The sequence below is a fragment of the Bradyrhizobium sp. USDA 4369 genome, from assembly GCF_054056435.1.
In genome coordinates this window covers 569,138-582,176 of record NZ_JBSRYH010000001.1, presented here as the reverse complement: position 1 = coordinate 582,176, position 13,039 = coordinate 569,138, and the positions used below count along the sequence as shown (strand labels likewise).

General features: G+C 66.2%; 13 protein-coding genes. 11 read left to right on the top strand and 2 right to left on the bottom strand.

Annotation, left to right across the window (positions count from 1 at the left end):
• Window positions 1–22: 22 nt before the first annotated feature.
• The 11 genes from urtB to ACVIJ6_RS02645 all read left to right on the top strand — a co-directional run bounded on the left by urtB (window position 23) and on the right by ACVIJ6_RS02645 (window position 9,826).
• A complete protein-coding gene (gene urtB / locus ACVIJ6_RS02695; RefSeq protein ID WP_456771374.1) occupies window positions 23–916 on the top strand; it encodes an urea ABC transporter permease subunit UrtB in 894 nt (297 codons plus the stop codon).
• A gap of 2 nt (window positions 917–918) precedes the next feature.
• Window positions 919–2,067 carry an urea ABC transporter permease subunit UrtC gene (gene urtC / locus ACVIJ6_RS02690; RefSeq protein WP_456771373.1) on the top strand — a complete coding sequence of 383 codons (1,149 nt, stop codon included), beginning with the start codon at window positions 919–921 and terminating at the stop codon, window positions 2,065–2,067.
• A gap of 3 nt (window positions 2,068–2,070) precedes the next feature.
• Window positions 2,071–2,814, top strand: a complete 744-nt coding sequence (gene urtD / locus ACVIJ6_RS02685; RefSeq protein WP_456771372.1) for an urea ABC transporter ATP-binding protein UrtD — start codon at window positions 2,071–2,073, stop codon at window positions 2,812–2,814.
• Window positions 2,814–3,509: an urea ABC transporter ATP-binding subunit UrtE gene (gene urtE, locus ACVIJ6_RS02680; protein WP_012042180.1), complete on the top strand. Its 696-nt coding sequence runs from the start codon at window positions 2,814–2,816 to the stop codon at window positions 3,507–3,509. The genes urtD and urtE overlap by 1 nt, the downstream gene beginning before the upstream one ends.
• A 92-nt stretch (window positions 3,510–3,601) precedes the next feature.
• A complete protein-coding gene (locus ACVIJ6_RS02675; protein WP_456771371.1) occupies window positions 3,602–4,639 on the top strand; it encodes an aliphatic amidase in 1,038 nt (345 codons plus the stop codon).
• Between the two features lie 76 nt (window positions 4,640–4,715).
• A complete protein-coding gene (ureE, locus tag ACVIJ6_RS02670; protein ID WP_456771370.1) occupies window positions 4,716–5,261 on the top strand; it encodes an urease accessory protein UreE in 546 nt (181 codons plus the stop codon).
• A 3-nt stretch (window positions 5,262–5,264) separates the two neighbouring features.
• Window positions 5,265–5,936: an urease accessory protein UreF gene (locus ACVIJ6_RS02665; RefSeq protein WP_456771369.1), complete on the top strand. Its 672-nt coding sequence runs from the start codon at window positions 5,265–5,267 to the stop codon at window positions 5,934–5,936.
• 12 nt (window positions 5,937–5,948) lie between these two features.
• Window positions 5,949–6,644 (top strand): urease subunit gamma, encoded by a 696-nt coding sequence (locus ACVIJ6_RS02660; protein ID WP_456771368.1) that lies wholly within the window; start codon window positions 5,949–5,951, stop codon window positions 6,642–6,644.
• A gap of 21 nt (window positions 6,645–6,665) precedes the next feature.
• Window positions 6,666–8,375, top strand: coding sequence for an urease subunit alpha (gene ureC / locus ACVIJ6_RS02655; RefSeq protein WP_456771367.1), 1,710 nt, complete (start codon window positions 6,666–6,668; stop codon window positions 8,373–8,375).
• A gap of 4 nt (window positions 8,376–8,379) precedes the next feature.
• A complete protein-coding gene (gene ureG, locus ACVIJ6_RS02650) occupies window positions 8,380–9,024 on the top strand; it encodes an urease accessory protein UreG (protein WP_456771366.1) in 645 nt (214 codons plus the stop codon).
• Window positions 8,990–9,826 (top strand): urease accessory protein UreD, encoded by an 837-nt coding sequence (locus tag ACVIJ6_RS02645; RefSeq protein WP_456771365.1) that lies wholly within the window; start codon window positions 8,990–8,992, stop codon window positions 9,824–9,826. The genes ureG and ACVIJ6_RS02645 overlap by 35 nt, the downstream gene beginning before the upstream one ends.
• Window positions 9,827–9,828: 2 nt before the next feature.
• Here ACVIJ6_RS02645 and ACVIJ6_RS02640 read toward each other — a convergent pair whose 3' ends face one another.
• Window positions 9,829–12,147 (bottom strand): VWA domain-containing protein, encoded by a 2,319-nt coding sequence (locus tag ACVIJ6_RS02640; protein WP_456771364.1) that lies wholly within the window; start codon window positions 12,145–12,147, stop codon window positions 9,829–9,831.
• A complete protein-coding gene (locus tag ACVIJ6_RS02635) occupies window positions 12,135–12,935 on the bottom strand; it encodes an AAA family ATPase (RefSeq protein ID WP_456771363.1) in 801 nt (266 codons plus the stop codon). Before ACVIJ6_RS02635 ends, ACVIJ6_RS02640 begins: the two co-directional genes overlap by 13 nt.
• Window positions 12,936–13,039 lie beyond the last annotated feature (104 nt).

The following is a 13,039-nucleotide window of genomic DNA, read 5'->3' as shown; positions in this document are numbered from 1 at the left end:
GTGGATGGCGGGAGGCACTGTCATGCTCGAGGTTCTGTTCATCGGTCTCAGCCTGGGATCGATCCTGCTTCTGGTCGCGCTCGGTCTCGCCATCACCTATGGCGCAATGGGCGTCATCAACATGGCGCATGGCGAGATGGTCATGGTCGGCGCCTATGTGACCGTGCTGTCGGGCCTGTGGCTCGGCACCAACATCTTCGTTGCCATTCCGCTCGCCTTCATCGTGACGGCGCTGCTCGGGCTGCTGATCGAGCGCGTCGTGGTCCGCAAGCTCTACGGCCGGCTGCTCGACACGCTGCTCGCCACCTGGGGCATTGCAATCCTGATCCAGCAGGCAGTGCGGCTCGAATTCGGGCTGTCGTTCCTCGGCATCCACATCCAGGGCCTCGGACCCGGCCTGCAGAACGTCAGCGTCCCGGACATCCTGCAGGGCACGTTCCGTTTTGCCGGCACCGACATCAACCGCTATCGCGCCTTCATCATCCTGGTGACCGCCATTCTCGCCATCGCCACCTGGTTCGTGATCTATCGCACCGTGGCCGGCACGCAAGTTCGCGCCATCATCCGCAATCCGAAGATGGCCGCCGCCTGCGGCATCGACGTCACCCGCGTCAATGCGCTGACCTTTGCGTTCGGTTCGGGTCTTGCGGGTGTCGCCGGCGTGATGATGTCCGGCTTCAAGACTGTGTTCCCCGACATGGGGACCTCGATGGTGGTCGACGGCTTTCTGGTGGTCGTCATGGGCGGCGTCGGCAGCCTGCTCGGTTCGGTGCTGTCGGCCGGCATTCTCGGCGAGATCAACGGCCTCGTCGCGGCCGCGACCAATGACATCCTCGCCCGCGCCGTCGTGTTCGGCGTCGTCATCGCCATCATCGTGCTCAAGCCGAAGGGCCTGTTCGCCCTCAAGGGACGCTGACCATGATGTCGAAGCGCCGCATCGACTGGGCGATCTACGCCGCCTTCATCGTCCTGATCATGCTCGTGCCGCTGATCATGGATTCGTTCTGGCTCAACCGTCTCGCCAAATATCTTGTGTTCGGCATGCTTGGCATCGCCGTGGCGCTGTCCTGGGGCTATGCGGGCATCCTCAATCTCGGGCAGGGCCTGTTCTTCGGCGCAGGCGCCTACATGCTGGCGATGTCGCTGAAGCTCGCGAGCTCCACCAGTCTGCAGCAGGGCTCGGACAGGCCGGTGCCGGACTTCATGCTGTGGAACGCGGAGCCCGGCGCCAAGACCGAGCTGTGCTGCATCAACAAGGCGTCGTTTCTCTGGTTGCCGTTCCAGAGCCAATGGTACGGCGTCGCGATGGGGCTCATCCTGCCGGTCGCCATCGCCTTCGTGCTCGGCTCGATCGTGTTCCGCAAGCGCATCGCCGGCGTCTTCGTCTCGATCATCACGCTGGCGCTGGTGCTGCTGGTGCGGCTCGTGATGATCGACGCCCAGCCGGTCACCAACGGCTTCAACGGCCTCACCGATCTCGGCTGGTTCAAGCTCGGCGGCTTCGAGTTCGATCCCTATGTGGTGCCCACATATTACCTGATCGCCGTCTCGCTCAGCGTCGTGCTGGTCGCGGCGCGGCTCCTGGTCGAGACACGGGCAGGGGTCATCCTGCAGGCGATCCGCGACGATCAGAACCGCGCGCGCTATCTCGGCTTCGATGTTCCGGCCTACCAGACCTTCTTCTTCGCGGTGTCGGCGCTGATCGCGGGCTTCGCGGGCATGCTCTACGTCATCGTCTCGGAGTTCGCCTCGCCGACCTTCATGGATCTGAGCTTCTCGATCACCATGGTGGTGTGGGCGGCGGTCGGCGGCCGCGCCTCGATCCTGGGCGCCTGCATCGGCGCAATCCTGATCAACATGATCTCGGCCACCGTCAGCGAGACCGAAGGCTTTGCGGAGGCGTGGAAGGCGATCATCGGTCTGATCTTCGTGCTGGTCGTGCTCTACATGCCGCGCGGCATTGCCGGTCTCGCCCATGACCTGATCGATCGCTTCGTCGCCCGGAAGCCGTCCACGCCGGCCCCGGCGTTGCGCGTCAACGATCCATCCTCGCAGCCGGCGGAGTAGCCCATGGCCCAGGCAGCGCTCACCATCGACGGTCTCAGCGTCGATTTCGAAGGCTTCAAGGCGGTCAACGGCGTCTCGATGATCGTCGAGGACGGCGAATTGCGGGTCCTGCTCGGCGCCAATGGCGCCGGCAAGACGACCTTGATGGATCTCATCTCCGGCAAGACGAAGTCGACCGGCGGCCGCGTCTTCGTGCATGACACCGAGATCACCAATTGGGAGGAGCACAAGATCGCCCGCGCCGGCATCGGCCGCAAGTTCCAGATCCCCAGCGTGTTCAAGGAGCTCACGGTCCGCCGCAATCTCGAGGTCGCGAGCTGCAGGAATCCCGGCGTGTTCGCCAATCTCGGTTTCGGCTTCTCGGCCAAGGCCAAGATCGACGAGGTGCTGGAGCTGATCGGGCTGACCGAGGAGGCCAACCAGGTCGCTGCCTATCTCAGCCACGGCCAGACCCAGTGGCTCGAGCTCGGCCTGCTGATCACCCAGGATCCGAAGATCATCCTGCTCGACGAGCCGACCGCGGGCATGACGCAGGCCGAGACGCACAAGACCTCGCTGATCGTCAACAATCTCAAGGGGCGCCACACCATCATCGTGGTCGAGCACGACATGGCCTTCGTGCGCGAGATCGCCGAGCGCATCACGGTGCTGCATCTTGGCCAGGTGCTGGCGGAGGGCAGCGTGTCGGAGATCGAGAACGATCCCAAGGTGCGCGCGGCCTATCTCGGGTCGAAGGGGATCACCTGATGCTCGCTTTGTCTCATGTCGACAGCTTCTATGATCGCAGCCACATCCTGCACGACGTGTCGCTGGATGTGCCCGATGGCCAAGTGACGGCGGTGCTCGGTCGCAACGGCACCGGCAAGACGACCCTGCTCAAGACGCTGATGGGACTGACCGACCGCATGGATGGGCAGATCCGGCTGGGCGATCAGGAGATCGGGCGGGAGCCGACGTTCCGGCGCGCACGTGCCGGCATCGCCTATGTGCCGCAGGGCCGCGAGATCATTCCCGACTTCACCATTCGCGAGAACATCCTGATGGGATCGTTCGCGCGCGCCGATGGCAAGCGCGAGATTCCGCCTTTGGTGGCCGAGCTGTTTCCGTATCTGATGAACAATCTCGATCGCAACGGCGGCGTGCTGTCCGGTGGTCAGCAGCAGCAGCTTGCGATCGCGCGCGCGCTGGCCGCAAACCCCAGGATCATCCTGCTCGACGAGCCCAATGAAGGCATCCAGCCATCGATCGTCGAGGAGATCGAGCAGGTCATCATCCGCCTCAACCGCGAGATCGGGCTGACTGTGATCCTGGTCGAGCAGAACGTCTCTTTCGCCCGCAATGCGGCGCATCGCTTCGCCATGATGGAGAAGGGACGCATCGTCGCAGCAGGCGAAATTTCGGAACTCACCGACGCGATGGTCCATCGCCACATGGCGGTGTGACGATCCGACGTCGTGGAGAAAGCTGGTGCGCAAGCCAGCGCGCCGGAACGCGAATGGCAGGCTTTTGACGGGTTGGTAGCAAGGAGAGCAAGATGCTGCACGGTGATATCACTTCGAGCAACGACACGATCGGCGTCGCCGTCGTGAACTACAAGATGCCGCGCCTTCACACCAAGGCGGAGGTGCTCGACAATGCCCGCAAGATCGCCGACATGATCGTCGGGATGAAGACCGGCCTGCCGGGCATGGATCTCGTGATCTTCCCGGAATATTCGACGCACGGCATCATGTACGACTCCAAGGAGATGTACGAGACGGCCTCGACCGTTCCGGGCGACGAGACGGAGATCTTCGCCGAGGCCTGCCGCAAGGCCAAGGTGTGGGGCGTGTTCTCGCTGACCGGCGAGCGGCACGAGGAGCACCCGAAGAAGGCGCCCTATAACACCCTGATCCTGATGAACGACAAGGGCGAGATCGCGCAGAAATATCGCAAGATCATGCCCTGGGTGCCGATCGAGGGCTGGTATCCCGGCAACTGCACCTACGTCTCTGAAGGCCCGAAGGGGCTGAAGGTCTCGCTGATCATCTGCGACGATGGCAACTATCCCGAGATCTGGCGCGATTGCGCCATGAAGGGCGCCGAGCTGATCGTGCGCTGCCAAGGCTACATGTATCCGGCCAAGGACCAGCAGGTGATCATGGCCAAAGCGATGGCCTGGGCCAACAATGTCTATGTCGCGGTCGCCAACGCTTCCGGCTTTGACGGCGTGTACTCCTATTTCGGCCATTCCGCGATCATCGGCTTCGACGGTCGGACGCTCGGCGAATGCGGCGAGGAGGATTACGGCGTGCAATATGCGCAGCTGTCGAAGTCGCTGATCCGGGACGCGCGCAAGAACGGCCAGTCGCAGAACCACCTCTTCAAGCTCGTGCATCGCGGCTACACCGGCCTGATCAATTCCGGCGATGGCGATAGCGGCGTCGCAGCCTGTCCTTACGACTTCTATGCCAAGTGGATCGCCGATCCTGAAGGCACCCGCGAAATGGTGGAATCGTTCACCCGATCCACGGTGGGCACCGAGGAATGTCCGATCGAGGGCATCCCCAACAAGAAGGTCGTCCACCGCTGATCCGAATCCTGGCCGGCGGCGGGCCTCGCCCGCCGCCGCGCCCCCTCTTGCCATCGAGTGAACGGAGGCCTCTGCGATGCGACGTATCGAGCACGTGCTGGGGAGCAGGCTGGAGCCGGACATGTCCGAAGCGCTGCATCGTCTCGAACATCGGGGGGCAGTCGATATCGTCACCGTGCCGGCTGCCGATCTCGCCCGACGCCGGCTGCTGATTTCGACGCGCAGCGGCGAGGAACTCGCGATCGCGTTGCCCCGGACCGAGAAGCTGTTCGATGGTGCCGTGCTGCTCCTGGAGCACGACCGCGCGATCGTGGTGCGGGCTGCGACCGAGCGGTGGCTGCGGCTCGAGCCGCGCTCGATTTCGGATGCCGTCGAACTTGGCTACCAGGTCGGAAACCTGCACTGGCGTGTCAGGTTCGGCGGCGAGGTGCTGCTGGTGGCCCTGGAGGGCCGGCCCGAGGACTACACCGCCCGGATCGAGAACCTGATCGCGGCGCGGCGGGTGGCCGTCACCGTGCTCGACGAGGAGGTCGTTGATTCACCGCCTTCCCACGAGGCCGCGCCGTCTCACAGTCACGGTGCGGGTCATGATTACCACCCTCATCACCACCGCGACCACTGACCCATGCTCCCGTTGTTGCGCGCGATCTGGCAGGCCGATGCGGCGTTTCCGAGCGGCGCCTTTGCATTTTCCTACGGCATCGAAGGAGCGCTGGCGTTGCGCCCCGACATGAGCCTGGGCGAATTCGAGCGCCTCTGTGCCGCGGTGCTGCAGCAGCGCTGGGCAAGCTATGACCGGATCGCGCTGCAACGCGCGTTTCGCGCCGGCAGGGATCTCGATGCGTTGGCCGCGGTGGATCGGGAGATCGAGGCCTCCACCATGATCGAGGCGCTGCGCGCCGGTTCGCGCCGCAATGGCGCGTCATTTCTGGCTGCGCATGCGCGGCTCGGACAGCCGCTTGCGCTCGAGCTGCGCGAGCAGGTGAAGGCCGGCGGCTGCCTGGGGCATATCGCCGTGATGCAGGGCGCCATATGGGCGGCGCTGCAGCTCGATGAGCCGCACGCCGCGTTGTGCTCGGCCTACACCGTGGCGTCCGGCCTCATCACCGCGGCGGTGCGGCTCGGCGCCGTCGGCGCCCTGCAGGGGCAAAGCGTCCTGCAGGCGCTGCTGCCGCTGATCGACGCCCTGGTCGCAACTCCGGTCGACGATGACGCCGCGTTCGAGAGCTTCATTCCCGTCCTCGACATTGCGGCCGCGCGGCATGTCCATGCCGAATTGCGGCTGTTCGCCAATTGAGAGTGTGATCGCATGCTGCTGACGCCAACCGAACTCGAGCGCCTCACCATCTTCAACGCCGCCGAGCTGTCGCGCCGCCGCCGCGCCCGCGGGCTCAAGCTGAACTATCCGGAAGCGGTGGCCATCATCACCGACGAGATCCTCGAAGGCGCGCGCGACGGTCGCAGCGTCGTCGACCTGATCAGTCACGGCTCCACCATCCTGACCACCGACGACGTGCTGCCGGGGATCGCCGCGATGATGGACATCATCCAGGTCGAATGCGTCTTTCCGGATGGCACCAAGCTCGTGACCGTGCATGAGCCGATCCGGCCGGCCGCAGGTTCGGCTGCCGATCCCGAGCACCCGGGCGAGATCAAAGCGCATCCGGGGCAGCTTGCGCTCAATGCCGGCCGCCGCAGCATCACGCTCACGGCCGTCAACACTGGCGACCGGCCGATCCAGATCGGCTCGCACTTCCACTTCTTCGAGGTCAACAAGGCGCTCGAATTCGACCGCGCCGCCGCCTTCAACATGCGGCTCGACATTCCCGCCGGCACCGCGGTGCGCTTCGAGCCGGGCGCGTCCAAGCAGGTTTCGTTGGTGGAGTTCGGCGGCCGGCAGCAACTCACCGGCCTCAACAATCTCACCGATGGCGCGGCCGCTGATCCTGCCGTTCGCAGTGCGGCGCTGGCGCGCGCCAAGGCCCGCGGCTTCCGCGGCGCCTGACAGTTTCAAGGGGGGCATCACGTGGCAACGATCGACCGGGGTGACTACGCTGCACTCTATGGCCCGACCACGGGCGACGCGGTCCGGCTCGGCGACACCTCACTGTATGCCGTAGTCGAGAAGGACCACGCCGTCTATGGCGACGAGTGCCTGCATGGCGGCGGCAAGACCTTGCGTGACGGCATTGGCATGGCCGGCATCACCAGCGCCGAGGGCGCGCTGGATTTCCTGCTGTGCAACGTCACCGTGATCGATCCCGTCATCGGCATCGTCAAGGGCGATCTCGGCATCCGCAACGGGCGTATCGTCGGCATCGGCAAGGCCGGCAATCCGGCGATCATGGACGGCGTCGATCCGCGCCTGATCGTCTCGACCGGCACCACGGTGCGCGATTGCGAGGGACTGATCGCGACACCCGGCGCGATCGATGTTCACGTCCATTTCGACAGCGCCGGCCTCGTTGAGCACGCGCTGGCGAGCGGCATCACCACGATGATCGGCGGCTCGCTCGGCCCGATTACCGTGGGCATCGACTCCGGTGGTCCCTTCAACACCGGCAAGATGCTGCAGGCGGCCGAAGCGTGGCCGATGAATTTCGGCTTCCTCGGCCGCGGCAACTCGCATCGCGAGCCGCCACTGATCGAGCAGCTGCAGACCGGCGTGATGGGCCTCAAGCTGCACGAGGACTGGGGCACGATGCCGGCGGCCATCGACACCTGTCTCAGGGTGGCCGATGCCCAGGATTTCCAGGTTCAGATCCACACCGATACGCTGAATGAGTCCGGCTTCGTCGAGAACACGCTGGAGGCGATCGGCGGCCGCACCATCCATATGTATCACACCGAAGGCGCGGGCGGTGGCCATGCGCCGGACATTATCCGCGTCGCCGGCGAGATGCATTGCCTGCCGTCCTCGACCAATCCGACCAATCCCTACACGGTCAACACCTTCGACGAACATCTCGACATGACGATGGTGTGCCACCATCTCAATCCGGCGATTCCGGAGGACGTCGCCTTCGCCGAGAGCCGCATCCGCGCCCAGACCATCGCGGCCGAGGACGTGCTGCACGACATCGGCGCGATCTCGATGCTCGGCTCCGACAGCCAGGGCATGGGCCGCATCCACGAGGTGATCTGCCGGACCTGGCAGCTGGCGTCGAAGATGAAGGACCAGCGCGGCGCGTTGCCGGAGGACAGACCCGGCTTCGGCGACAATGCCCGCATCCGCCGCTACATCGCCAAGTACACGATCAATGCCGCCAAGACCTTCGGCATCGCCGATCACATCGGCTCGCTCGAGGACGGCAAGATCGCTGACATCGTGGTGTGGCGCCCGGCCTTCTTCGGCATCAAGCCGGAGCTCGTCATCAAGAGCGGCTTCATCGCCTGGGGCGCGATGGGCGACAGCGCGGCGTCGCTGATGACCTGCGAGCCGATGCTGCTGCGGCCGCAATGGGGCGCCTTCGGCCGCGCGCCGGCGGCATTGTCCGCCTGCTTCGTGCATCCGCTCGCGATCGAGCGCGGGCTGGCGGCCGAGCTCGGCCTGTCGAAGCAGCTCCTGCCCGTGAAGGGCACACGCGGGCTGACCAAGCGGGACATGGTGTGGAACGACACCTGTCCCACCATCCGGGTCGATCCCGAGACCTTCGACGTGTTCGTCGATGGCGAGCTCGCAACCTGCGAGCCGGCCCGCGAGCTGCCGCTGGCGCGCCGCTATATGCTGAGGTGACATCATGCTTCATGCGTTGAGGCAGACCGGCGCGCAGGCGACGGTGGCGGCGCGGGTCGGCATTGGCGGTCCGGTCGGCTCGGGCAAGACCGCGCTGATCGAGGCGCTGATTACGGTGCTGCAGCGGCGCGGCGTCGACTTCGCGGTCGTCACCAACGATCTCGTCACCAGGGAGGATGCCGAGCGGCTGCGGCGGTCCGGACTGATCGATCCCGCCAGGGTGTCGGCGGTCGAGGCGGGCGCCTGTCCGCACACGGTGATCCGCGAGGATCCGACGCTCAACATCGCCGCTGGCGATGAGCTCGAGGCGCGCTTTCCTGGCGTCGAGCTGATCCTGTTCGAATCCGGTGGCGACAATCTCGCCTCGACCTTCTCGCTCGATCTTGTCGATTGGTGGATCTTCGTCATCGATGTCGCCGGCGGCGACGACATTCCGCGCAAGCGCGGGCCGGGTCTGCTGCGCTGTGATCTCCTCGTTGTCAACAAGATCGATCTCGCGCCGCATGTCGGCGTCGATCTCGACCGCATGCTCGCCGACGCACGGCAGGTGCGCGGCGGAAAGCCGGCGATTGCCACCAACTTGAAGTCCGGCACTGGTGTGGAGGCGGTCGCCGATGCGATCTCCGCTGCTGTCCTGTTCCGGGTCTGAGGGCCGCGCGGTCGAGGCCGCGCTGTCCGTCGAGCATGCCGGCGGCCGCAGCATGCTGCGCCGCCAGCATGTCGGCTATCCGCTGCATGTCACGCGCGGATTCCATCTCGATGCCGCAAGGCCCGACCTCCTGACGCTCTATCTGCAATCGGCCTCCGGCGGGCTCTATGCCGGCGATCGGATCGGGCTCGATCTGAGCGTCGCGCGCGGCGCGGCTTTTCACCTGACGACACAAGCGGCCACTGTCGTTCACGACGGCCGCGGCGCTGTGCAGCGCTTGGCGGTGAATGTCGAGGCCGGCGCATTCTGCGCCGTGACCTCCGATCCCTACGTGCTGTTTCCAGGCGCGGAGCTGGCCCTCGAAAGTGAAGCGACCGTCGCCGACGACGCGGTGCTCTGCATGGCCGACGGCTTTGCCGTGCATGATCCGCACGCACGCGGCCGCAGCTTCACGGAGCTGTCCAGCCGTCTGCGGATCCGTCGCCCCGACGGCCGGCTCCTGCTGCAGGATGCCGGCCGTATCAGCGGCGAGGATCTGCAAGGCGCGCTGGGGCGGTTTGCGGCGGCGGCCAATCTCGTCCTCATCGCGCCGCCGGATCGGCTGCCGCCGGTCAAGGAGCTCCAGCAGGCAGCCGATCGCTGCGGCGCGCTCGCCGGCGCCTCAGCGGCGCCGAACGGCGCCGGTCTCGTGCTGCGCGTCCTGGCGCCCGACGGAGGCAGCTTGTCGCGCGCGATGGAGGCCGCATTCCATGTCGCCGCGGCGGGCGCGCTCGGTGTCGCGCTGGCGCGGCGGCGCAAATAGTCTCATCGTCGCGCCAGCCTGAAATACAGCTCGGACAGCCGCGCCGGCAGATCCTCGACACGGTGCACCAGCATGGTGTTGCCGCGGCCGAAGATGCGCGTCGCGGCCTCGACGCCGGCACGCCCGAGCACGACACCATAGGCATCGATGCCCTGCGCATGCAGCCCGACCGCGGCGCGGCGGGCATCCTCGATCAGGTCGAGGGGATCCGGGACGTCGATATCGGACGGCTCGCCGTCGGTCAGCACGATCAGCAGCTTGCGACTGGTCGAGGCGCTGCCGAGGACGCGACCTGCGTGGCGCAATGCGGTGCCGAGCCGGGTGGACAGACCCGCGGACAGGCCGGCGAGCCGCGCGCGGCATTCGCGGTCATAGGCCGCGCTGAAGCCCTTGATGCTGGTCATCCGCACATCGTCGCGCCCGTCAGAGGCGAAGGCGAGAAGACCAAAGGTGTCGCCGAGCTCCTCCATCGCTTCAGCCAGCAGCGCGACCGCCAGGCGTTCGACATCGAGCACGGTTGCGCCGGAAGCGAGACGGTCACGGGTGGATTCCGAGGTATCGATCAGCAGCAGCGCCGAGAGGTCGCGATGCAGCGCCTTGGCCGAGCGGAACACGCGCAGGTCGGGCGTCTCGCCGCTGCGCAAGGCGATGCCGGCGTCGAGCATGCCATCGAGATCGAGATCGTGCCCATCCTGCTGGCGCTTGAGCCTGACGGTGCGGCCGATGCGCACGCTGCGCACCAGCCGCGCCACGCGGCCGCGCAGGACGCTTGCCTGCTCCAACGCATGTTCGATGCTGCCGGCATCACCCAAGCTGGCGGCGACCTCGCGCACGGTGGTCCAGTCCGCGCGCTCGATCGCATCGACGCGGTCCCATTCCGGATAGCGGGCGATGACCACGCCACGCCCGTCGGGCGCCACCGGCCGCGCCTTGCCGGGCTCGGTGGCTGTGTCCGCGGCATCCTGTTCGCGCGGTGGGCCGTCGGTGGTCTCCTGCTGCTCCGGCCTGAGCGCGTCGATGAACAGCTCCAAGGTCTCGGCGGAAGGCGGCGTGTCGTCGCCGAAATCCCATAGTCCCAGGCCGTCGTCGCGATACAGCGGCTCGACCACATAGGTCTTGGCGTTGAACTGCACCCGCATCTGACCGAGATCGTTGCCGAGCAGCATGCCGATCTCGCGGCTGATGGCGTGCTCGTCGAGCCGCGGCAGCGCCGCGGCAAACAGCGCGCGGCCCTTGCTGACGAAGCCGTCAGCGTCGGCGTAGTCCGGGTCGAATAGCGCCCGCGCCAGCCGCGCCAGCAGCATCGGCGCCGTGGCGACACTGGTCGGAGTCGCGACATGATAGGGCGCCCATAGCCGCCGCAGCCCGGGCAGGCGGTGTATGGCCAGCGTCTCAACGCGGGCGTCCTCGATCAGATTGACCAGCGCGACCTGGAGTGGTTTGAGCTGGCCGATGGCAAAGCGGGCACGTCCGAGCGCGAGATGCGCCTGAGCATGGGCGGCCGCGGCACGGAACAGTGCGCGCGCCGTATCGCCTTGCACGCCACGATAGATCTCCGGCAGCCGGACGAGGGGGCCTGCGATCGCCGCGCGCCACTGCGGTGTCTGCGCGCTCTCGTTGGTCGAGATGCTCCGCAGCAGCGGCACCTCGCCATAGAGCGCGATGAGGAACGCCTTCAGCTCGGTCTCCACGTCGCTGAACGTCACCGCACCGGGATCGCGGGCGATCATCCGTCGCGCCAGTTCGTCCTGCAGCGAGAAGAAGGCCAGCCGTTTGCGTCGGTCACCGGCCGCGGTTCGCAACCCGGCGGCGACGAAGCTCTCGAAGGCCGCGATCGTGCCAGGCCGCAGGATCTCGGCCATGTGGTGCGAAGCGGCTACCAGCGATTCCGGGGCCTGTGTCGCCAGCCTTTCCATCGTGCGCCACCAGTGCGACAAGGCGTCGCCGGAGCCGAGGATGCGCCGCGCCGCGGGCAGCGCCTTGAATGAGACGGTCGCGGCCTGCGCGCCGGCGTGACGGCAGATCTCAGCGCCGGACTGCGCGGCGCCGAGCAGCGGTGCGATCTCTGTCGCGCCGTCGCTCGTGCTGGCATCCCAATAGGCGATAAGGCAGGATGGTCCAGCATTGACGTTGGCGAGATCGAGCACCGCGCCGGCCCAGGCGTCCATCTCGGCGGCCTCGAATCTTTGCGACAAGTTCTCCCAGGCGGCGGTGAAGATTGGCCGCAGCCTGTCGCGCTGACGCATCCACAGATGCAACGTCCGGGTCGCTCCCTCCACAACGCTGACCAATGGCAGTTGCGCCGCGCTCACGGCAGGCACGCCTCGATCGCGTCCGACAGCGCGGCACGGATGTCGGGATTGTCGGTAATCGGCAGCACGATTCCGGACTGTACCGCGACCGGCAGCGGCAGCCCGGCGCGCACCATGCGGCCGGTGTGGATCAACATCCGCGTCGAGGCACCTTCGTCGAGCCCATGGCCCTGCAGGTTGCGCGAGCGCTCGGCGATGGTGACGAGCAGACGTGCGAGATCGGTATCGGCGCCGCTCTCGCGCGCCACGATCGCGCTCTCGGTGGCCGGCGGTGGATAGCTGAAATCGATGGCGATGAAGCGCTGCTTGGTCGATTCCTTGAGGTCCTTGACCGCGCTCTGATAGCCCGGATTGTAGGAGATCGTGAGCTGGAAATCCGGATGCGCTGGCACGATCTCGTTGTGCTTGTCGAGTGGCAGGATACGGCGGGCGTCGGTCAATGGATGGATCACGACGGTGGTGTCCTGCCGCGCCTCGACGATCTCGTCGAGGTAGCAGATCGCGCCGTGCCGCACCGCGAGCGTCAGCGGACCATCGTGCCAGACGGTGCCGGAGGGCTCGAGAAGATAGCGGCCGGCGAGATCCGCTGCCGTCATGTCCTCATGCGCTGCGACCGTGATCAAAGGCTTTCCGAGCCGCCAGGCCATATGCTCGATGAAGCGCGTCTTGCCGCAGCCGGTCGGCCCTTTCAACATGATAGGCAGCCGCTCGTGATACGCGGCCAAGAAGGTCGCGATTTCCTGACCTTGCGGCTGGTAGTAAGGTTCCGTGGCGATGCGATAGGAGTCGAGGATCATGCTAATCTCCGCGTCCTTCGCGGAGACCGGCCAAGCACCGCCGTTCTCCGTGAAGGAGATGTGGCGATCATTGCCGTGGGAACACGCTGCGACCTCGGAGCGTG